This window comes from Pectobacterium betavasculorum (genome assembly GCF_000749845.1).
GTDB classification, from domain to species: Bacteria; Pseudomonadota; Gammaproteobacteria; order Enterobacterales; family Enterobacteriaceae; genus Pectobacterium; species Pectobacterium betavasculorum.
The window spans coordinates 477,378-497,328 of record NZ_JQHM01000002.1; the positions used below are offsets into that span (position 1 = coordinate 477,378).

Sequence of the window (19,951 nt, forward strand, 5' to 3'; positions counted from 1 at the left end):
TGCCAACGCACATGCAGCTTGAAGTATGACGAGTAATCAATTACTTGATGAACGTCTCGCCTAGCTCAATATCCTGCTTCAGCGTATCCAGCATGCTATTCAGTGCATTTAGCTCAAAAGCACTTAATGTGCCGATATCTTTACGCTCGGCGACACCATCCCTGCCTAATAAAATTGGCTGAGCGAAGAAGCGCGCATGTTTACCATCGCTTTCAACGTATGCACACTCAACCACACCGCTTTCGCCTTGCAGCGCGCGAACCAGAGACAGACCAAAACGCGCAGCTGCCTGACCCATAGACAGCGTTGCCGATCCACCACCTGCTTTGGCTTCAACAACTTCAGTGCCAGCATTCTGGATACGTTTGGTCAGATCGGCCACTTCCTGCTCGCTGAAGCTGATACCTGGAACCTGGGATAACAGAGGCAGAATCGTCACACCAGAGTGCCCACCGATAACCGGCACATTAATATCCTGCGGCTGTTTGCCTTTCAGCTCAGCAACGAACGTGTTGGAACGGATGATATCCAGCGTTGTGACGCCGAACAGTTTATTTTTGTCGTACACACCAGCTTTTTTCAGCACTTCGGCTGCTATCGCGACTGTCGTATTCACCGGGTTCGTGATGATACCGATACAGGCTTTCGGGCAGGTAACCGCAATTTGCTCTACCAGGTTACGCACAATGCCAGCATTGACGTTGAACAGATCGGAACGATCCATGCCTGGTTTGCGCGCCACACCCGCAGAAATCAGCACGATATCTGCGCCAGCAAGCGCTGGTTTAGCATCTTCACCGCTATAGCCTTTGATCTTCACTGCTGTAGGAATATGGCTCAGATCGACGGCAACCCCCGGCGTTACCGGAGCAATATCGTAGAGAGATAGTTCTGAACCTGAAGGAAGCTGGGTTTTGAGGAGGAGTGCGAGTGCCTGACCGATACCACCTGCTGCTCCGAGAACTGCAACTTTCATCCTAAACTCCTTATTATAGTAAAATAAAAAAGTGCCGTGAATTCATTTGGTTATAAACAGAATATAAAAGTGGGGATAAAACCAGTCTACCTATCTTTTCAACAAATGAACGAGAGACAAAAAATTCGCTATGTCTCTAATAATAAATCAAAAACAACCATTCGTTAGAAAGGTAAGTAAAGTTAATAAGCTATTGAGCTATAACGTGGTGTTCATTCACGTGCGTTTAACCAGTGGGCTACATTACACCGATCAACGGCGTCCAAACAACATCATTCTGATAACATTTGATTTACTTTTATGTGACGCAGGACGCATTTTTCAGACGAACAGGAAGGTTGAATTATTTTGAAAACAGCGACTAGCGCATATATGGGGAAACAGACTGGAATTATACGCAATTTAATTGCATAAAAATTCACACAACTGCATAATAGGAAGATTAACCATAACAATTAATCCGGTGCAGAATGCGAAATTCGACAAAACAAGAAGACCTCGTTAAAGCGTTTAAAGCGCTGCTAAAGGAAGAGAAGTTCAGCTCTCAAAGTGAAATTGTTCAGGCATTGCAAGACGAAGGATTTGAAAACATCAACCAATCCAAGGTGTCACGCATGCTAACGAAATTTGGCGCGGTGCGCACACGCAATGCAAAAATGGAAATGGTGTATTGTCTCCCTGCTGAACTCGGCGTCCCTACCACATCCAGCCCACTGAAGAATCTGGTGCTGGACGTAGACTACAACGACGCGGTTATCGTGATCCATACCAGCCCAGGTGCCGCACAGCTCATTGCTCGTCTGCTGGACTCACTAGGGAAATCAGAAGGCATTCTTGGCACCATCGCAGGTGATGACACCATCTTCACCACCCCGGCAAGAGGCTTCAGCGTCAAACAGCTTTACGAAGCGATTCTGGTGCTGTTCGAACAAGAGTTGTAACTCCGCTCGTCCGCTGCCGTTTTTTGCTACTCATTCTTTGCTGCGTCTTCCTCACTACGTGTAGATCGACTACACGCAGTGAGTATCGCTCGTACGCTTACACCGCCGGCAATTCAGCCAACGGCCAACGTGGACGAACGGATACGCCCAGCGTCTGGCTTGCGCCATGCAGCAGACGTATGCTGCCCGCATAGGCAATCATCGCGCCATTATCCGTGCAGAATTCAGGCCGCGCATAAAATACTTCACCACCGCGTTTTGCCATCACTTCACCTAAGCGCTGGCGCAATGTCCGATTTGCGCTCACACCACCGGCCATGACCAGTCGTTTAAAGCCCGTGCCATCCAATGCACGACGACATTTTATCGCTAGCGTATCCACGACGGCATCCTCAAAAGCACGCGCAATATCAGCACGCGTTTGCTCGTCATCACCGTTGCTACGAATCGTATTGGCAGCAAACGTTTTTAGCCCGGAAAAGCTGAAATCCAAACCTGGGCGATCGGTCATCGGACGCGGGAATGTAAAGCGTTGAGAGTCACCGGCCTGCGCCATTTTCGACAACATTGGACCACCGGGATAATCCAACCCCAGCAACTTCGCCGTTTTATCAAACGCTTCGCCCGCCGCATCGTCAACCGACTCGCCTAGCAAGCGATATTCGCCAATACCTGTCACGCTGATGAGCTGCGTATGACCACCAGAAACCAGCAGCGCCACAAACGGAAACGCTGGCGGGTTATCTTCCAACATCGGCGCCAACAAATGCCCTTCCATATGGTGCACAGGAACCGCTGGCACCCCCCAGGCAAACGCCAAAGACCTACCGATAGTCGCGCCCACCAATAATGCACCAACCAAGCCTGGGCCGGCGGTGTACGCCACACCATCAATACCGTCAGCCTGTAACCCGGCTTCACGCAGCGCCGCCTGAATCAGAGGAACTGTTTTACGCACATGATCGCGCGAGGCAAGCTCGGGCACGACGCCACCATAATCAGCATGTAATTTAACCTGACTGTATAGCTGATTGGCGAGCAAACCCGCTTCCGTGTCATAGATAGCCACTCCGGTTTCATCACAGGATGTCTCGATACCTAATACGCGCATTACTGTTCCTACTTTAATGACGACAAAAGCACGCGTTAAATGCTGCTTGCTTCAAACTACGGATAGTCTACCATAAGCGGCCTGATTTCTGCGCTGGCCGCGGTTGGGTGTTTTATGATCACCGCAATGCTTTACAAAGGTGTCACGTTTGCAGTAGAATTCCGCACCATTTTGAAAAGGCTGGCACAAGGCCAGCGGCAAACCGAATTTATTGAGGTGAGAGGCACATGCCGGTAATTAAAGTACGTGAAAACGAGCCGTTCGACGTAGCTCTGCGTCGCTTCAAACGTTCCTGTGAAAAAGCGGGCGTTCTGGCTGAAGTTCGTCGTCGTGAGTTTTATGAAAAACCAACGACCGAACGTAAGCGCGCTAAAGCTTCTGCAGTGAAACGTCACGCGAAGAAATTGGCTCGAGAAAACGCACGCCGCACTCGTCTGTATTAATTTTCAGGAGGGTTTCCCTCCAACGCGTGATTAATCCGCAGACTTAGCAGTTGCATACGAAGGCCGTGCTTTCCGTAAGGAAGCGCGGCTTGTTGTCGTTTATAAGCTATATCCAATGTAACCACGTTACAAAAAGGTATACACCAGGGGCTTATGGCTGGACGAATCCCACGCGTATTTATTAATGACCTGCTGGCTCGCACCGACATCGTCGATCTTATCGACGCGCGCGTCAAACTGAAAAAGCAGGGCAAAAACTACCATGCGTGCTGTCCGTTCCATCACGAAAAAACCCCCTCATTCACCGTAAACGGTGACAAACAGTTCTATCACTGTTTTGGCTGTGGCGCACACGGCAACGCCATTGATTTTTTGATGAATTACGATCGCCTCGAATTCGTTGAAACTATTGAAGAACTGGCCACCCAATACGGCCTCGAAGTGCCTTATGAAACCGGTACGGGCCCAACCCAGTTAGAGCGTCACCAACGGCAAAGCCTGTACGAATTGATGGGACAGCTCAGCGGGTTCTATCAGCAAGCCCTGAGTCAATCCGTTGGTACGCCAGCGTTGCAGTATCTGCAACGGCGTGGTTTAAGCGCAGAGGTTATCAGCCATTTTGCGATTGGCTTCGCCCCTCCCGGCTGGGATAACGTGTTAAAACGCTTTGGCCGCAATAATGACGATCGCAGCACATTGAACGATGCTGGCATGCTGGTGACTAACGATCAGGGTCGAACGTATGACCGCTTCCGTGAGCGAGTGATGTTTCCCATTCGCGACAAACGGGGCCGAGTGATAGCCTTCGGCGGACGCGTATTGGGAGACGGTATCCCAAAGTACCTTAACTCACCGGAAACAGAGATTTTTCATAAAGGTCGCCAACTGTACGGCCTGTATGAAGCGCAGCAAAACCACCCAGAACTCAAGCGATTGCTGGTTGTTGAAGGTTATATGGATGTGGTGGCGCTGGCACAGTTTGATATTGATTATGCGGTGGCATCGCTGGGGACCTCCACGACAGCCGATCACATTCAGTTACTATTTCGAGCTACAGACCTGGTGGTGTGTTGTTACGACGGAGACCGTGCCGGACGTGAAGCGGCATGGCGCGCACTGGAAACTGCACTACCCTATTTGAACGATGGTCGCCAGCTACGCTTTATGTTCCTGCCAGACGGTGAAGACCCCGACACGCTGGTACGTAAAGAAGGCAAGCAAGCGTTTGAGCAGCGCATGGAACAGGCTCTGCCGCTGTCGCAGTTTCTGTTTGAGACCTTGCAACAACAGGTGGATATGAGTTCGCCCGACGGCCGTACCAAGCTCAGCACGCTGGCACTGCCGCTGATAGGCCAGGTACCGGGAGAAACGCTGCGGCTGTATTTGCGCCAGCAGCTCGGAAACAAACTGGGTATTTTGGACGACAGCCAGTTAGATAGATTGCTACCCAAAGTGGCAGTGCAGGCTCAATCCTACCAGCCGCCGCAACTAAAAGTCACAACTATGCGTATACTTGTAGGACTTTTAGTACAAAACCCGAGACTGGCGGCGGAGGTGCCTGACCTCGCGCTGGAGGGCATTGAAGAAGACAAAGTTGCTGGTTTATCGCTGTTTCAGGATTTGGTGAGAACCTGTAATACCAGCCCTGGAATGAATATGGGTCTGCTGTTGGAAAAATATCGCGACAGCAAGTACCGCAAACAGCTTGAAACCATGGCTTCATGGAACCATATGATCGAAGAGGAAGAGCTCGACGAGAAGTTCAGAATCAGTCTGGCAGAGCTCTACGATCAACTGTTGAAACAGCGACAAGAAACATTGATTGCCCGTGACAGAACGCATGGGCTCAACGCCAAAGAAAAAAAAGAGCTTTGGTCGTTGCAACTGGCATTGACCAGAAAACACTGATACAGAGGCTTAATTGCCGATAAATAGCAGGGTTGAGCCCTGCAAGAGCCGCTACAGGGGCGCGGCGATAAGAAAAATACCCCTAATGCTATTGTTAGCGAACTACGCTGACCGACACCAACCCAAATACTCTGAAGTGTGGATACCGTCTTATGGAGCAAAACCCGCAGTCACAGCTGAAGCTGCTTGTTACCCGTGGTAAGGAGCAAGGCTACCTGACCTATGCTGAGGTCAATGACCATCTGCCGGAAGATATCATCGACTCGGATCAGATCGAAGATATCATCCAGATGATTAACGACATGGGCATCCAGGTGATGGAAGAAGCACCGGATGCCGACGATCTGTTGCTGGCCGAAAACACCAATGATGCCGATGAAGATGCGGCAGAAGCTGCTGCTCAGGTTCTATCCAGTGTTGAATCGGAAATTGGTCGTACCACCGATCCGGTTCGCATGTACATGCGTGAAATGGGTACCGTTGAACTGTTAACGCGTGAAGGCGAGATCGATATCGCCAAGCGTATTGAAGACGGTATCAATCAGGTTCAGTGCTCTGTAGCAGAGTATCCTGAAGCCATTACCTATCTGCTGGAACAATATGATCGTGTCGAAGCGGGCGAAAGCCGCCTGTCCGATCTGATCATCGGTTTCGTCGATCCTAATGCGGAAGAGGACATTGCCCCTACCGCGACTCACGTTGGTTCCGAGCTTTCGAGCGAAGAAATAAACGATGACGACGAGGAAGAAGACGAGGAAGAAGAAGACGATAACAGTATCGATCCTGAGCTGGCGCGTGAAAAGTTCACCGAACTGCGTGATCAATATGAAACGACGCGTCAGGTGATTAAAGCCAACGGTCGTAGCCATGCGCTGGCAGCACAGGAAATCCTGAATCTGTCTGAAGTCTTCAAACAGTTCCGTCTGGTGCCAAAACAGTTTGATTTCCTGGTTAACAGCATGCGTTCCATGATGGATCGCGTCCGTACTCAGGAACGTTTGATTATTAAGTTGTGCGTTGAGCAGTGCAAAATGCCGAAGAAAAACTTCGTCACCATGTTCACTGGCAATGAAACCAACAACACCTGGTTTGCCGCAGCAGTAGCGATGGGCAAACCTTGGTCTGAAAAGCTGAATGATGTTGAAGAAGACGTCAGTCGCAGTCTGCAAAAACTGCAGCAGATCGAAGAAGAAACCGGCCTGACGATCGAGCAAGTTAAAGACATCAACCGCCGTATGTCGATTGGTGAAGCGAAAGCTCGTCGCGCCAAGAAAGAAATGGTGGAAGCCAACCTGCGTCTGGTTATTTCTATCGCGAAGAAATACACCAACCGTGGTTTGCAGTTCCTCGACTTGATTCAGGAAGGCAACATCGGTCTGATGAAAGCGGTAGATAAGTTTGAATATCGCCGTGGTTACAAATTCTCGACCTATGCGACCTGGTGGATTCGTCAGGCGATTACCCGTTCTATCGCCGATCAGGCGCGTACCATCCGTATTCCGGTACACATGATTGAGACGATCAACAAACTGAATCGAATCTCTCGTCAGATGTTGCAGGAAATGGGCCGCGAACCGACGCCGGAAGAGCTGGCTGAACGTATGCTGATGCCAGAAGACAAGATCCGTAAAGTGCTGAAGATCGCGAAAGAGCCGATTTCAATGGAAACCCCGATTGGTGATGATGAAGATTCACATTTGGGCGATTTCATCGAAGATACGACGCTGGAGCTGCCGCTGGATTCCGCGACGTCGGAAAGCCTGCGTTCTGCTACACACGACGTACTGGCTGGCCTGACGGCGCGTGAAGCAAAAGTCCTGCGCATGCGTTTCGGTATCGATATGAACACCGACCATACGCTGGAAGAAGTGGGCAAACAATTTGACGTTACGCGTGAACGTATTCGTCAGATCGAAGCGAAAGCGCTGCGTAAACTGCGCCATCCAAGCCGTTCCGAAGTGTTGCGTAGCTTCCTGGATGATTAATTCATCTCTCAGCTAATCCACGCTAATAAATAGCCACACACTCAATAACCCCGGTTCGCCGGGGTTATTTTTTGCCAGTCAGGATATTCAGCCGTGCTTATATATTATCCTGCAATACCTGATGTAGTTCCTGATATGACGCCACCAGTGACTCCAGCGTCGCACGATTCAGCCCACTAGGGTTCGGTAGTACCCAGACCTGCGTCTCGCCAATACGCCACTCCTGACGCCCCCATAAAACCTTTTTGATGCCAAACGCCTGACTGAACGCCTGTTTCCCCAGCACGGCCAGCGCACGCGGTTGATAACGCGTCATCTTCTCAACGATCGCATTCCCGCCTTGCAGCAGCTCATCTCGCCCCAGTTCGGTTGCTTCAACCGTTGGGCGATCCACCAGCATGGTGATGCCGCATCCGGTGTCCAGCAGACACTGCTCTTCCGCAGGTGTCAGCAAACGTTCGGTAAAACCCGCCTGATGAATCACTTTCCAGAAGCGATTATTGGGATTAGCAAAATGGTAACCGTGATGAGCCGTCGACAGCCCAGGGTTAATACCGCAGAAAACAACCTGAAGATTTATTGCCAGAATATCAGTAATCATGTCTTTACCTACTGCCGTTGACTACGCCCATCGTAAATTCTGATAAGAATAACAACAAGCTATCTTGAGTATAAAACCACCACCCGGCAGATAGGCTATAGACCTTCCCCTGCACATTACCGTATAATCATCGCCCATTCGGCCCCTTAGCTCAGTGGTTAGAGCAGGCGACTCATAATCGCTTGGTCGCTGGTTCAAGTCCAGCAGGGGCCACCAGATATATCAAGGAGTTACGTTAATAGCGTGACTCCTTTTTGTTTTCTATAAACAAAAAGGCGCTTCTCAAAGAAGCGCCATCGGCGAATTTTATTGTTTGCCCTGCTTATTCAGCCAGGCTTCCATTTGGTCGATCTCCGGCTGCTGGGCTTTGATAATCTCTTCCGCCAGCTTGCGCAGTTCCGGGTCTTTGCCGTATTGCAGTTCCGTCTTAGCCATATCAATCGCGCCGCGGTGATGTGCAATCATCCCTTTGGCGAAGGCAATATCAGGGTCGCTGGACTTCATACCTTCCATCATTTCGGTATGCATCGCATCCATGCCTTTCGTATACGCCTGTTGGGAAGACGACTCACCTTTCGTTGAACCATGGCCGCTATGGGCGCTGTCGGCCGCAAACGAGAGAAATGGAACCAGCAAGGTCGCCGTTAATAACAAATGAACTTTCTTCATCACAACCTCTCAATCAGTCACAGTACTTTTTTGAGGGTAGACGTTCCAGTAAGGGGAAGGTCAAGAAAAGATTCAGGAACCATCAGCCTGACGCATGCAAACACAATTACGCCCCTGAGCCTTCGCTTTATAGAGTTGCTCGTCCGCCAGCCCGATGAGATCGTAAATATTGCCACCTTCATACTGGGGAAAAATGGCAACGCCAATGCTGACAGTAAAGTAAATTTCCCGGCCATCGGACAGCATAAGCGGCGTGGATTCCGTAAGACGCCGCAGTGCTTCGGCCATGGCTTCAGACTGCTCATCCGTCAGGTCATAAGCCGCAATAATGAACTCTTCCCCGCCCCAGCGGCAAAGAATGTCGCTCGGTCGAATATTGGCGCTCAGCATACGGGCAAAGCTGGCGATCAATTCATCACCACAGGCATGGCCGTAGGTATCGTTGACCTGCTTAAAATAATCGATATCCAGAAATAACAGCGTTATTTGACGCTTTTTCTTATTCATCAGCACGCCCTGTCTCCCATTCAACATACTGAGGAAAGCGCGACGATTGAAGGTATTCGTAAGCGCATCCTTCAGGCTGTTACTTTCGATGATTTTAATCAGTCGCCGATTCATCGAGACAAAATGCGAGACGCTTAACATCGCCATAATGAGCATCGCAATATTCAGTCGTGCCGTGGTGAGAAACGAATTAATGTACGCTTCAGAATTTGAATTGATCAGTATACCGACCTGATTAATATAGAGATAATTCAGTATTACGCCCGTAATTGCACAGAGCAGCGACATAATCGGGAAAGAGTAATTAAACGCACACAGCGTGAGTGGAATAACGGACAGTGTAATAAGACTGGCATCCAGAAAAAACAGGCTAACCAATAAGAAAATAATAAAGACCAGAAAGGGAAAAATATTTTCTTTGATGTGCTTAGGACAAAGCGGAATATTCCGTAGCGCCCGCAGGATATCTTTACCCCGCAGGAAAAAGAACGCGAGAATAATACCGGTTCCCAGTTGCTCACTGAACCAGTCCATAAACTCGTCATAGCGGTTCCCCGTATCATAGACATACGCATAAAAACCATATGCCATTCCGGATGAGAACGCGCCTACAAACGTCGAAGCGAAAATAATATAGACGTAATATTTGCTGAACTTTTCAAATGCCGACCACTTTCCGGTAAACCGGCATATCAGGCAAAAGGCGCACCAGGCCGCCACCACAAAGATAATATTGCACAAACATAACAGTACCTTGGTTTTTAACGGTGAATTATTATCCATCAATAACGCAGCCAACAGCATCGCCGCATAACTCACCAAAAAACCCATACCGATCGAGAACGTTTTGCCTTTTATCGTCCCTTTTCTGACCCTGAAACTAATCATGAGACAAAAAACCAGAATATTGGCAGGCCAAAATAGCGACAGTTCATCCAGCACTCGAAACCGAAATCCCAGACAGCTCACTATTAGGGTGGTTACAAACAGAAGCGGCATGAATTTTATAGTTTTCAACGTCAAATCGTTATTCATCTGTCCTTTACCGCCCGCTATCCAATAATCCCTTCTGCTGTCTCCCGTGAGAATAACATTAATCATTTCCCTACTTACAGTGTGATGATGGAGGGGAAAATAAATAAAAAAACCACCGAACTGATGCATTCCCCGTGAGGTAATACGTCAATCCGGTGGTCTTACTAACTTATACTCGTCATACTTCAAGTTGCATGTGCGTTGGCCGCGCTACTCGGCACACTTACGTGTACCTCGCCCCGCAGGGGCCGCTGCAAGCAGCGTTCAAACCTGCCTCTGGCAGATTTGTCAGTCACCCGAATACTTACCTGAGTAAGCTCATCGGGATTAAATGAGAGACATCCTGTCTCTCACCGGAGGCCAGCCGTTGGCTGGTCAAATTCGTTCCCGACGAATTTGTCCTTCTCTTGCCGCCTGCCTGAAACTCGAATTATTTAGAGTATATTTATTTCCGCGCGAACGCGTTATTCCGCAGGAACGGGCTTGCCGTCAGGTTTTGGCGGCTGAGTCAGTCGCTTTTCAAAACTGTCGTTGTACTGCTTCTTCTGCTCTGGCGTCAGAACATTGTAAATTTTGTTTTTGGTTTCCAGCCCGCTCAGCATTCTGGCCTTGTGTGCAGCATCGGCTTTATCCAACTGTGCCTGTGCTCTCGCGGCATCAAACGTATCTGATGCGACCAGGCTATGCATATCACGACGATCATCCTGCATAGCTTTGTGCATTTTCTCGCGGGAATCTTTCATGATGTCTTTAATTTGCTGCTTCTGCGCTTCCGTCAAATTCAGCTCCTTAAACATCGCATCCGGCCCCATCATGCCACGATGCTCCCGGCCCTCTTTCATCATCATCTTGTGTTCCGAGCCAGGACCTTTAGGTGCTTCATTAGCATGCGCGAGACCTGCCGCGCCCAATGCCAAAGAAGAAGCAACCAGCATTGCAGTGAGTTTACGCATATTTTATTCCTCTCTCTGAATTGACTTGTCGACGGCGAGTGCCGTGCTACGAGAGAAAGTATAGGCCCAACACCTTCAGTTAATTAGAGTAAGGGTAAATCTCTGCAAGTGTCGGCTCCACATTTGCGGCAATTGTGGAGAATGAGGAGGAATTGTGTAAGGAACAGGAGTATTGCGTGAACGATGTGGCACGATATTACTGCTTTACCCTTGGTGCTTTTTTACAGCACCACGAGCCAATAGCGTAAAAATGCTGGCAGTGCGCTTACGGAAGTGAACGCCTAAAGGCGGTAGCGTCTTGTGCCAACGCATCAAGGTGGGCATGAATGACTTTCATTTTCTGAATCAGCGGATTTCGCTCCGGCGAACTATCCATTGAGCTAAGCTTCGCAGAAAGCCGTTCGATCTGCGTACAAAGGTAAGCATCACGCTCTTGAGCCTGAAGCAACTGCTGCTGAAGGGACTGATGTTCCTGCCGCCACGTCTGCTGCTGACGCTGAACGCTTTGCTCTAACGCCTGAAGCGCGCTATCCAGCCGATATTTCAACTCTTCCACCCGCATAACGATACCTTTGCCCAATAAACCCGCGGATTATAATGTCACACGCCCCCGACAACAAACATTCCAGCGCACGATCCCTTGTCTACACACGGTTCCCCCTACAATCGGCAATGACATCAATCACAATAAATAAACATAAATTTCACAACTCACTCAATTACAGCTAGATTGAACTCAATAACTCATCAGACCAGTTAACTTCGCCGGAGAGTGTAATGACTGCCTACCCCACGCTGCTTTCCCCACTCGACCTTGGCTTCACGACGTTAAAAAACCGCGTTGTGATGGGATCCATGCATACCGGTTTGGAGGAACACCCAGATGGCACCGAAAGGCTGGCGGCATTTTACCACGAGCGAGCACGGGGCGGCGTTGGTCTAATTGTCACAGGCGGTATTGCGCCAAATGAAAAAGGCGCCGTCGCCAAAGGGGGGGCCACCCTACACGACAACGCGCAGTTGGCGCATCATCAGGTTCTGACGCAAGCGGTACACGATGCAGGTGGAAAAATCGCGCTGCAAATTCTCCACGCCGGACGCTATAGCTATCAGCCCGATCCGGTTGCACCATCAGCCATTCAGGCACCGATTAACCGCTTTGCGCCACGGGCAATGAGTTCGCAGGATATTGTGCAAACCATTGACGACTTTGCCCGTTGCGCCGGGCTAGCGCAGCAGGCAGGTTACGATGGCGTGGAAATTATGGGCTCTGAAGGTTACCTGATTAATCAGTTTCTGGTGACGCATACTAATCATCGCGATGACGAATGGGGCGGTGACTTTCAACGCCGCTGCCGTTTCGCGCTTGAAATAGTCCGCGCCGTACGGGAACGAACGGGGCCTGATTTCATCCTGATCTACCGCTTATCGATGCTGGACCTGATAGAAGAAGGCTCAAGCTGGCAGGAAATTGTTCAACTGGCACAGGCGATTGAACAAGCGGGAGCCACCCTCATCAATACTGGTATCGGCTGGCATGAAGCGCGAATTCCGACTATCGCCACGCTGGTGCCACGCGGTGCATTCGGCTGGGTGACGAAGAAGCTGATGGGGAAAGTCCGCATCCCGCTGATTACCACCAACCGCATTAACGATCCTGGCGTGGCGGAACAGTTGCTGGCCGAGGGCTGTGCCGACATGGTATCGATGGCGCGTCCCTTTCTCGCCGATGCCGAACTGGTGGCAAAAGCACAATCGGGGCGTGCCGATGAAATCAATACCTGCATCGGCTGTAATCAGGCTTGCCTCGATCAAATTTTCGCTGGCAAGGTCACCTCTTGTCTGGTCAACCCACGCGCCTGCCATGAAACTGAACTACCTATCCGACCAGCGCGAGTCAGTAAACGCTTTGCCGTGGTCGGCGCAGGTCCCGCAGGTATGGCCTTTGCCGTCAACGCCGCCGCTCGCGGACATCAGGTCACACTATTTGAAGCGTCTTCCTATATCGGCGGGCAGTTCAACATTGCCAAACAGGTTCCCGGCAAAGCGGAGTTTTATGAAACGCTACGCTACTACCGTCGACAGCTAGAACTACACGGCGTCACGCTTCGTCTGAGCACGCGGGCAACCGCCACTGATCTACTCGGTTTTGATGACATCATCCTGGCCTCTGGCATCGTGCCACGAATCCCCGCGATTGCTGGCATCGATCATCCTAGCGTGCTGAGCTATCTGGACGTACTGCGCGACAAAAAGCCGGTCGGCAAGCGAGTGGCGATCATCGGCGCAGGCGGCATCGGATTTGATACTGCGCACTATCTTCTTAACCACAATCATCTCCTTAATCACAATCACGGCCTTAGTTCCCTCCCTTCTCAGCCGGACGGCGACTTTTATGCGGAATGGGGGATTGATAAGCAGTTAAAGCACCGGGGTGGTCTATTGCCTCATCACGCTAACGAGCTTCCCCACCAGCGGGACATTACCTTATTACAGCGGAAGGCGGGCAAGCCCGGCGAAAATTTGGGGAAAACGACAGGCTGGATACACCGCGCTACGCTGCTGCGTCACGGCGTGACGATGCTGGGCGGCGTGGAATATCACCATATTGATGATGAAGGGCTGCACATTATCCACGATCAGCAAATACGCTGTCTGCCAGTGGATAACATCATTATTTGCGCCGGTCAGGAGTCCAACCGAAAGCTGTATGATCCCTTACTGGCTGCCGGGTGTCATATTCATCTGATTGGCGGTGCTGATGTGGCGCAGGAATTAGACGCTCGCCGGGCAATCGATCAGGCCACCCGGCTAGCGTTAACACTCTAGTTTAAGCAGGTTCAGCTTAGCGAGACGAATTCGTTTTAACCGCACGCAGTACGGCGAACTTCGTGTTGCTTGCAATCGTTTCACAGTTACCGAACAGACGCTTTAGCTTGTGGAAGTAATCCAGATGGCGATTACCCACAATACGCAGTTCTCCACCGACCTGAAGGCAGCGGCGAGCATCCATAAACATCTGCCAGGCGATTTCATCGGTCACTGCCTGTAACTGATGAAATGGCGGGTTACACAATACCGCCTGCAACGTATCGCGCCTAACGCGGGACAATCCGTTGTTCACCACGAAGCTACACCGATCGACATCCTCCGGGCAGTTAACCTCAACGTTAATCTGGCTCGAGGCCACCGCCATGTAGGATTCATCAAAGAAGCCGACGGTGGCGTCCGGGTTAGCTTTCAGCGCGGCCAACCCAATGACACCGTTGCCACAACCGAGATCGACGATCTTACCGTCTATCTGTTCCGGCAAATGCTGCATAAAGAAACGTGCGCCGATATCCAACCCATTACGCGAATACACGTTAGCATGGTTTTGAATACGATAGCCGTAGCCATCCAGCTCCCACTCGGTAGTAAGTGACTGCTCACTGACTTTGAGTTCCGCCCACTCACAGTGAACCAGACGCGCTTTTTTCCAGGCCAGCGAGGTTTTCGTCGGCCCCATCACGCGCTCAAACAGTTGCAGCGTAGAAGTATGAATATCCCTCGCCTTCGCCCCGGCAATGATGCGCGTTTGCGGCGTGACAACCTTACGCAACATTCTCAACTGCTGTTCCAGCAGCGCGATTGTCTTGGGTATTTTCATTACCACCAGCGCAGGCGCATCAGGCAACTCTGCCATGCTATCCAACAGCGTTACCGCATCGACATCATAGCCGTTCAGTTCCAGATTATGTCGCGTCGCCAGTTGGCTGAGATAAGAGTCGCTGATGCTGACAGGTGATTGCGCTTGCAAGCCACAGGCCAGCGCACCAAACGTATCATTGAAAATCAGGCGCGGGCCCGGCGCAATTTCCATGGTGGCCAGTTCACGCAGCAGGTATTCATCTGCGGCATCCCACGCCTGTAGCGCCGAGTTTTCAGCGACCTGAGGGTAACGCACCAACGTCAGGTTGCACGTTTCCAATTCGAGTTGGCTCATTAGCCTCTCCTACATCATAAAATTTGCGCTGTTTATCCCTTAAAATAGCCCATCAGTAAATGCTTTTCTCTGCCAGAAAGGGAAATGATTGGCGTTGCCTTGTGATTTCACCGTGATAATCTGCCTATTCATCATCGATGCCCTCAGGATACCAAACGCTTATGATTCGCTTCGCTATTGTAGGAACCAGTTGGATCACCCGTCAGTTTGTTGATGCCGCCCATGAAACTGGCAAATTGAAGCTCACCGCCATCTATTCCCGAACGGCAGAAAAAGCACAGCCATTTCAAGCCGATTACATGGTGGATACGCTCTTTGATTCACTGGAAGCCATGGCGAAATCCGACCTTATCGACGCCGTGTATCTGGCCAGCCCTAACTCACTGCACTGCGAACAAGCCTTACTTTTCCTGAGCCACGGTAAGCATGTCATCTGTGAAAAACCACTGGCTTCCAACCGCTATGAAGTCGAACAAATGATCGCCTGTGCCAGAGAAAATCAGGTGGTGCTATTTGAAGCGTTTAAAACTGCCTGTCTGCCCAACTTTAACGTGGTACAGCAGGCACTGCCGAAAGTCGGCAGGTTGCGTAAAGTCGTGCTGAATTACTGCCAATATTCCTCACGCTACCCGCGCTATCTGGCTGGCGAGAACCCGAATACGTTCAATCCGGTGTTTTCTAACGGTTCCACCATGGATATCGGCTATTACTGTCTGGCCTTCGCCGTGGCGCTGTGGGGAGAACCCTGCACGACACAGGCCAGCGCGACACTGTTGGAAAGCGGTGTGGATGCGCATGGCAGCATCATCCTGAATTACGGCGATTTCGATGTCACCATCGTCCACTCCAAAGTCAGTCACTCCGCCATTCCCAGCGAAGTTCAGGGGGAAGACGGTTCACTGGTGATTGAAAAAGTCTCCGAATGCCATAACGTGAAATTCATCCCGCGTGAAGGCAAGCAGATCGATCTCAGCCAGCCGCAACATATCAACAGCATGCTGTACGAAGCGGAAGTCTTTGCTGCGCTGGTCAGCGATAACGATATCAACCATGCGGAGCTGGCACGATCACGCACCGTCGCCGGGCTGCTGACAGAAATTCGCCGCCAAACGGGCATCGTGTTTCCCGCCGATGCGGCGACACCAGGAAATGCGGAATAAGACGGCGATAATTATTTGACCAGGATCATCTTTTCACCTATCTTCAGTCAGGCAAAGGGGAGTAACTTTTCCGCCAGCTAATCGTCATTACGATGCGTTCCGCATCCGGTTACTGGGCAACTTTGATGAAAGCTTGATTCTTAATGAAGCAGCTTCATTAACGTTGTAAGTGAGACCTTGCCGGGAGGCGAGGTGCATTTGCAGCTTTAATGACAAGCGGCCAGCGTCCTTCCGATGTTGGCCGTTTTTGTTTCTATTTAAGGATCTTGCTATGCACACCATCGGCACGCCATGGTTATGGGGCAGCTTCGCTGCCATTGTTATAGTGATGCTGGCCATCGACCTGCTCTATCAAGGGCGCAAAGGGTCGACGGTAATGACGTTCAAACAGGCTGCCGTCTGGTCGATCATCTGGGTCACCCTCTCTCTGCTATTCAACGCCGGTTTCTGGTGGTATCTCGACGGCACGTTAGGTCGCGAAGTCGCTAACGCGCAGTCGCTGGCCTTCCTGACCGGTTATTTGATTGAGAAAGCGCTTGCCGTCGATAACGTCTTTGTCTGGCTGATGCTTTTCGGCTACTTCGCCGTTCCTCCGCAATACCAACGTCGCGTGCTGATTTACGGCGTGCTGGGTGCCATCGTTCTCAGAACGCTAATGGTGTTTGGCGGTAGTTGGCTGGTCACGCAATTCCAGTGGCTGCTCTATGTGTTCGGCGCGTTCCTGCTGTTTACTGGCCTTAAAATGGCGCTGGCTAAAGAAGGCGACGGCGCGATCGGTGACAAACCGCTGGTGCGCTGGCTACGTAGCCATCTGCGCATGACGGATAGCATCGAGGACGATAAGTTCTTTGTCCGTCGTAACGGCATACTGTTTGCTACGCCGCTGTTTTTGGTGCTGATTATGGTTGAAATCAGCGACGTGATTTTCGCCGTTGACAGTATCCCGGCTATTTTCGCCGTCACGACCGATCCCTTTATTGTGCTGACGTCTAACCTGTTCGCTATTCTGGGCCTGCGTGCGATGTACTTCCTGCTGGCTGGCGTGGCTGAACGCTTCTCGCTGTTGAAATATGGTCTGGCCGTCATCCTGATCTTCATCGGTACCAAGATGATGCTCATCGACATTTTCCATATTCCGGTGGCAATCTCTCTGGGCGTCGTTGCCAGCATTCTGATCATTACCATGCTGATCAACGTCTGGGTGAACAAACGCGCCGAGCGCTAATTCTTACCCCCCTCTCCGCACGGCTCCCGCTGTGCGGAGATATCTTTCCTCATTCAATATTTCTATATTCAATCATTCCCACGCGCGTTCTGCGCGAATATCAGCGCTACGCAGGGTGACGGACAAGGATGTCCGTCATAAAAAAACGTCGGGAGCGTTTTTCAACGTTGCGCAGCAACGGCCCGCAGGGTGACGGACAAGGATGTCCGTCATAAAAAAACGTCGGGAGCGTTTTTCAACGTTGCACAGCAACGGCCCGCAGGGTGACGGACAAGGATGTCCGTCATAAAAAAACGTCGGGAGCGTTTTTCAACGTTGCACAGCAACGGCCCGCAGGGTGACGGACAAGGATGTCCGTCATAAAAAGCCACATCATCGCTTTTCTCAAAAGTAAATCTTCATATACTGATACACGCAAACACATTTAGTTACGGAAAGAAAAAGCCACCCGGCACATGCCAGAGGTGTCAACTCCGTGTACACAATCACTAAACGGAACGGCTACATCGTCAAAATTATGGAAACTCAACAGTCTCGTTTTTTACAGTACATTACTCGCGGTAGTCTGGTTAAACAGATCCTTCTGGGGCTTGCGGCCGGTATTATCCTGGCCTCTCTGTCTACGCAGGCCGCGTTGGCTGCCGGTTTATTGGGAACGCTGTTCGTCGGCGCACTGAAAGCCGTCGCGCCCGTTCTGGTATTGGTACTGGTCATGGCCTCTATCGCCAACCACCAGCAAGGGCAGAAAACCAATATCCGCCCTATCCTGTTTCTCTACCTCATCGGCACCTTCTCTGCGGCGCTGATTGCCGTGGTGCTAAGCGTCCTCTTCCCTTCAACGCTGGCGCTCAACGCGCAGGCCACTGACATCACGCCGCCATCAGGGATTGTCGAAGTGCTGGAAGGGCTGTTGATGAGCGTCATCGCCAACCCAATTCACGCGCTGCTGAATGCGAATTACATCGGTATTCTGGTCTGGGCCGTTGGTCTGGGCATTGCGTTCCGACACGGTTCGGACAGCACAAAGAACATGATTAACGATGCCTCCAACGCGGTCACCATGATTGTACGTGTAGTGATTCGTTTCGCACCGCTGGGGATTTTCGGTTTAGTAGCGTCAACGCTGGCAGAGACTGGCTTCGGCGCACTATGGGGCTATGCCCATCTGCTGATGGTACTGATCGGCGGTATGCTATTGGTCGCGCTGGTGATCAACCCCCTGATCGTCTACTGGAAAATTCGCAGCAACCCTTATCCACTGGTGCTGCGCTGCCTGCGTGAGAGCGGTGTGACTGCCTTCTTCACCCGCAGCTCCGCTGCTAATATTCCGGTAAATATGGAGTTATGCCGCAAGCTGAATCTGGATGAAGACACTTACTCTGTCGCCATTCCACTGGGTGCCACCATCAATATGGCAGGTGCAGCGATTACCATCACGGTACTGACGCTGGCGGCAGCCCATACGCTGGGCATTCAGATCGACGTGCCGACAGCGCTACTGCTTAGCGTCGTGGCTTCACTGTGTGCCTGTGGTGCCTCGGGCGTGGCGGGTGGCTCACTGTTGCTGATTCCGCTGGCGTGCAGCATGTTTGGTATTTCCAATGACATCGCTATGCAGGTCGTTGCCGTTGGCTTCATCATCGGCGTCTTGCAGGACTCAGCAGAAACTGCGGTAAACTCCTCAACGGACGTGATGTTCATCGCCGCCGTGTGTCACGCGGAAGATGCCAAACTGGCGGAAAAAGAGCGTTTGAATCTGCTGTGATTAATTAGGGAATTGATTATCCTCTAGCGCCGTTCGCTTCAAAACGGGCGGCGTTAGGGTTAGGAGCAAAACCTGAAATTATGCCTTCTTCTCTGCGCTGAACGGGTCGATGCCGCGCCGCTGCATGCGCCAGAAGCGGATAATGTTAAAACCATTCATCAGCAGGAAGCTGCCTTCGATCAGCGATCCACCAATCGATCCCAGCCAGATATTATGCGCGACCCAGCCGGCAGTTGAGCACCACATCACGCAGCGAGTCGTTAACCCAGAGGTGCGGAACAGCGCCCAGGTACTGACGACAGTACCCGCTATCGGCAGCAGTTCCATCGCATGATGCATGCCCGACAAACCAAACAACAGCGTGAGCGAGATGAAGACGAACATCACAATAATATTGTGCGTTTTCAGTGAAATGAGCGTACGTGCTGAGTTCAACACTGCGCTGGCACCCGCTGCATTTGCCCCCATCAGGAAGAAATGCAGGCCAATCACGGCGCTGTATGCCGATAGCTGTATTTTGAATTTTTGATCGTTACGGTTGAAAAACATGGTGATACCGACCAGAAATGCCAGTACACCAACAGACTGGGCAATCCAATACTGTGTCATGATCCCTGCCTCTAAAAAGTTGCTGCGAAAAAAACGGCGCCATTATGAAAATGAAACGCCGTTTTATTTTAATTAGAA

Annotated in this window: 17 protein-coding genes and 1 tRNA gene; 9 read left to right on the forward strand and 9 right to left on the reverse strand. The window is 51.0% G+C overall.

All coding sequences use genetic code 11. The features are described from left to right. Positions 1-40: 40 nt before the first annotated feature. A complete protein-coding gene (mdh, locus tag KP22_RS09680) occupies positions 41-976 on the reverse strand; it encodes a malate dehydrogenase (protein WP_039303150.1) in 936 nt (311 codons plus the stop codon). Positions 977-1,446: 470 nt separating this feature from the next. Between mdh and argR the strand changes: the two genes are divergently transcribed. Then, the gene (argR, locus tag KP22_RS09685; RefSeq protein WP_012773258.1) at positions 1,447-1,917 is read left to right on the forward strand and encodes a transcriptional regulator ArgR; all 471 of its coding nucleotides are present in this window, start codon (positions 1,447-1,449) and stop codon (positions 1,915-1,917) included. 97 nt (positions 1,918-2,014) lie between these two features. Here argR and tsaD read toward each other — a convergent pair whose 3' ends face one another. Next, on the reverse strand, positions 2,015-3,028 hold the full coding sequence (gene tsaD / locus KP22_RS09690) for a tRNA (adenosine(37)-N6)-threonylcarbamoyltransferase complex transferase subunit TsaD (protein ID WP_039323934.1): 1,014 nt from the start codon (positions 3,026-3,028) through the stop codon (positions 2,015-2,017). A gap of 227 nt (positions 3,029-3,255) precedes the next feature. Here tsaD and rpsU point away from each other — a divergent pair, with 227 nt between their 5' ends. The 3 genes from rpsU to rpoD all read left to right on the forward strand — a co-directional run bounded on the left by rpsU (position 3,256) and on the right by rpoD (position 7,364). Continuing rightward, positions 3,256-3,471: a 30S ribosomal protein S21 gene (gene rpsU, locus KP22_RS09695; RefSeq protein WP_001144069.1), complete on the forward strand. Its 216-nt coding sequence runs from the start codon at positions 3,256-3,258 to the stop codon at positions 3,469-3,471. Positions 3,472-3,624: 153 nt separating this feature from the next. Further along, positions 3,625-5,379, forward strand: coding sequence for a DNA primase (dnaG, locus tag KP22_RS09700; RefSeq protein WP_039303145.1), 1,755 nt, complete (start codon positions 3,625-3,627; stop codon positions 5,377-5,379). A gap of 152 nt (positions 5,380-5,531) precedes the next feature. Next, a complete protein-coding gene (gene rpoD, locus KP22_RS09705; protein WP_039303142.1) occupies positions 5,532-7,364 on the forward strand; it encodes an RNA polymerase sigma factor RpoD in 1,833 nt (610 codons plus the stop codon). Positions 7,365-7,461: 97 nt separating this feature from the next. On the opposite strand, the gene mug is transcribed toward rpoD, so the two are convergent. After that, the gene (gene mug, locus KP22_RS09710) at positions 7,462-7,965 is read right to left on the reverse strand and encodes a G/U mismatch-specific DNA glycosylase (protein WP_039323935.1); all 504 of its coding nucleotides are present in this window, start codon (positions 7,963-7,965) and stop codon (positions 7,462-7,464) included. Positions 7,966-8,105: 140 nt separating this feature from the next. Here mug and KP22_RS09715 point away from each other — a divergent pair. Further along, positions 8,106-8,181 (forward strand) — tRNA-Ile (locus KP22_RS09715). Positions 8,182-8,271: 90 nt separating this feature from the next. Here the strand turns inward: KP22_RS09715 and copM are convergent. The 4 genes from copM to KP22_RS09735 all read right to left on the reverse strand — a co-directional run bounded on the left by copM (position 8,272) and on the right by KP22_RS09735 (position 11,691). Further along, complete coding sequence (gene copM / locus KP22_RS09720; protein ID WP_039303102.1) at positions 8,272-8,634, reverse strand: CopM family metallochaperone; 363 nt, start codon at positions 8,632-8,634, stop codon at positions 8,272-8,274. Between the two features lie 72 nt (positions 8,635-8,706). Then, on the reverse strand, positions 8,707-10,176 hold the full coding sequence (locus tag KP22_RS09725) for a GGDEF domain-containing protein (RefSeq protein ID WP_039323936.1): 1,470 nt from the start codon (positions 10,174-10,176) through the stop codon (positions 8,707-8,709). Between the two features lie 464 nt (positions 10,177-10,640). After that, positions 10,641-11,129: an ATP-independent periplasmic protein-refolding chaperone Spy gene (gene spy, locus KP22_RS09730; RefSeq protein ID WP_039303095.1), complete on the reverse strand. Its 489-nt coding sequence runs from the start codon at positions 11,127-11,129 to the stop codon at positions 10,641-10,643. A 265-nt stretch (positions 11,130-11,394) separates the two neighbouring features. After that, positions 11,395-11,691 carry a hypothetical protein gene (locus tag KP22_RS09735; RefSeq protein ID WP_039323937.1) on the reverse strand — a complete coding sequence of 99 codons (297 nt, stop codon included), beginning with the start codon at positions 11,689-11,691 and terminating at the stop codon, positions 11,395-11,397. Positions 11,692-11,906: 215 nt separating this feature from the next. Between KP22_RS09735 and KP22_RS09740 the strand changes: the two genes are divergently transcribed. Next, the gene (locus tag KP22_RS09740) at positions 11,907-13,958 is read left to right on the forward strand and encodes an NADPH-dependent 2,4-dienoyl-CoA reductase (RefSeq protein ID WP_039323938.1); all 2,052 of its coding nucleotides are present in this window, start codon (positions 11,907-11,909) and stop codon (positions 13,956-13,958) included. Positions 13,959-13,974: 16 nt separating this feature from the next. Here KP22_RS09740 and rlmG read toward each other — a convergent pair whose 3' ends face one another. Continuing rightward, positions 13,975-15,114 carry a 23S rRNA (guanine(1835)-N(2))-methyltransferase RlmG gene (gene rlmG / locus KP22_RS09745; protein ID WP_039323939.1) on the reverse strand — a complete coding sequence of 380 codons (1,140 nt, stop codon included), beginning with the start codon at positions 15,112-15,114 and terminating at the stop codon, positions 13,975-13,977. Between the two features lie 161 nt (positions 15,115-15,275). On the opposite strand from rlmG, the gene KP22_RS09750 reads away from it, so the two are divergent. From KP22_RS09750 to sstT, 3 genes are all read left to right on the forward strand, one after another. Further along, positions 15,276-16,274, forward strand: coding sequence for a Gfo/Idh/MocA family protein (locus tag KP22_RS09750; protein WP_039303083.1), 999 nt, complete (start codon positions 15,276-15,278; stop codon positions 16,272-16,274). Positions 16,275-16,545: 271 nt separating this feature from the next. Continuing rightward, positions 16,546-17,499, forward strand: coding sequence for a TerC family protein (locus KP22_RS09755; RefSeq protein ID WP_039303081.1), 954 nt, complete (start codon positions 16,546-16,548; stop codon positions 17,497-17,499). Positions 17,500-18,016: 517 nt separating this feature from the next. Beyond that, the gene (gene sstT, locus KP22_RS09760) at positions 18,017-19,264 is read left to right on the forward strand and encodes a serine/threonine transporter SstT (RefSeq protein WP_039303077.1); all 1,248 of its coding nucleotides are present in this window, start codon (positions 18,017-18,019) and stop codon (positions 19,262-19,264) included. A gap of 78 nt (positions 19,265-19,342) precedes the next feature. Here the strand turns inward: sstT and KP22_RS09765 are convergent, their stop codons facing one another. Further along, positions 19,343-19,873: a YgjV family protein gene (locus KP22_RS09765; RefSeq protein ID WP_039323940.1), complete on the reverse strand. Its 531-nt coding sequence runs from the start codon at positions 19,871-19,873 to the stop codon at positions 19,343-19,345. Positions 19,874-19,951: the final 78 nt, after the last annotated feature.

Coding starts and splice junctions, on each gene's coding strand:
- mdh (WP_039303150.1), bottom strand. CDS start 976: ATGAAAGTTGCAGTTCTCGGAGCAGCAGGTGGTATCGGTCAGGCACTC.
- argR (WP_012773258.1), top strand. CDS start 1,447: ATGCGAAATTCGACAAAACAAGAAGACCTCGTTAAAGCGTTTAAAGCG.
- tsaD (WP_039323934.1), bottom strand. CDS start 3,028: ATGCGCGTATTAGGTATCGAGACATCCTGTGATGAAACCGGAGTGGCT.
- rpsU (WP_001144069.1), top strand. CDS start 3,256: ATGCCGGTAATTAAAGTACGTGAAAACGAGCCGTTCGACGTAGCTCTG.
- dnaG (WP_039303145.1), top strand. CDS start 3,625: ATGGCTGGACGAATCCCACGCGTATTTATTAATGACCTGCTGGCTCGC.
- rpoD (WP_039303142.1), top strand. CDS start 5,532: ATGGAGCAAAACCCGCAGTCACAGCTGAAGCTGCTTGTTACCCGTGGT.
- mug (WP_039323935.1), bottom strand. CDS start 7,965: ATGATTACTGATATTCTGGCAATAAATCTTCAGGTTGTTTTCTGCGGT.
- copM (WP_039303102.1), bottom strand. CDS start 8,634: ATGAAGAAAGTTCATTTGTTATTAACGGCGACCTTGCTGGTTCCATTT.
- KP22_RS09725 (WP_039323936.1), bottom strand. CDS start 10,176: ATGAATAACGATTTGACGTTGAAAACTATAAAATTCATGCCGCTTCTG.
- spy (WP_039303095.1), bottom strand. CDS start 11,129: ATGCGTAAACTCACTGCAATGCTGGTTGCTTCTTCTTTGGCATTGGGC.
- KP22_RS09735 (WP_039323937.1), bottom strand. CDS start 11,691: ATGCGGGTGGAAGAGTTGAAATATCGGCTGGATAGCGCGCTTCAGGCG.
- KP22_RS09740 (WP_039323938.1), top strand. CDS start 11,907: ATGACTGCCTACCCCACGCTGCTTTCCCCACTCGACCTTGGCTTCACG.
- rlmG (WP_039323939.1), bottom strand. CDS start 15,114: ATGAGCCAACTCGAATTGGAAACGTGCAACCTGACGTTGGTGCGTTAC.
- KP22_RS09750 (WP_039303083.1), top strand. CDS start 15,276: ATGATTCGCTTCGCTATTGTAGGAACCAGTTGGATCACCCGTCAGTTT.
- KP22_RS09755 (WP_039303081.1), top strand. CDS start 16,546: ATGCACACCATCGGCACGCCATGGTTATGGGGCAGCTTCGCTGCCATT.
- sstT (WP_039303077.1), top strand. CDS start 18,017: ATGGAAACTCAACAGTCTCGTTTTTTACAGTACATTACTCGCGGTAGT.
- KP22_RS09765 (WP_039323940.1), bottom strand. CDS start 19,873: ATGACACAGTATTGGATTGCCCAGTCTGTTGGTGTACTGGCATTTCTG.